The sequence below is a fragment of the Rhizobium ecuadorense genome (assembly GCF_001187535.1).
In the GTDB taxonomy this organism is placed as follows: Bacteria; Pseudomonadota; Alphaproteobacteria; order Rhizobiales; family Rhizobiaceae; genus Rhizobium; species Rhizobium ecuadorense.
The window spans coordinates 1-266 of the sequence record NZ_LFIO01000324.1; the positions used below are offsets into that span (position 1 = coordinate 1).

General features: G+C 61.7%; 1 pseudogene. It reads left to right on the forward strand.

Annotated features, from left to right (window positions below):
- Positions 1-266, forward strand: a pseudogene (locus tag AF337_RS07100) (2-hydroxyacid dehydrogenase); the annotation flags it as partial.

The following is a 266-nucleotide window of genomic DNA, read 5'->3' on the forward strand; positions in this document are numbered from 1 at the left end:
AGGATATTCGCGCCATAGCGACCCGAGGCGAACTCGGAGCGTCTGCAGAACTGATGGCGCAATTGCCGAAACTGGAAATCGTCTCCTGTTACGGCGTCGGCACCGACGCAATCGACTTGTCCTATGCCCGCGCCAACGGCATTCGCGTCACGAATACCCCTGATGTGCTGACCGAAGATGTCGCCGATATCGCCATCGGACTGCTGCTTGCCACGGCGAGGCAGGTCCCGCAGGCCGATGTTTTGGTCCGCTCCGGCCAGTGGGGC